General features: G+C 54.1%; 1 rRNA gene. It reads left to right on the top strand.

The annotated features are described in order from the left end of the window. Positions 1-205 (top strand): 16S ribosomal RNA (locus RVS70_RS23510); the annotation flags it as partial.

Raw genomic sequence — 205 nt, 5'->3', positions numbered from 1 at the left:
TTGGGCACTCTAAGGTGACTGCCGGTGACAAACCGGAGGAAGGTGGGGATGACGTCAAATCATCATGCCCCTTATGACCTGGGCTACACACGTGCTACAATGGATGGAACAAAGGGCAGCGAAGCCGCGAGGTCAAGCAAATCCCATAAAACCATTCTCAGTTCGGATTGCAGGCTGCAACTCGCCTGCATGAAGCCGGAATCGC

Source organism: Virgibacillus sp. M23 (assembly GCF_034190895.1).
Classification (GTDB): Bacteria; Bacillota; Bacilli; order Bacillales; family Amphibacillaceae; genus Virgibacillus; species Virgibacillus salarius.
This window is presented reverse-complemented; position numbering and strand designations above follow the sequence as displayed.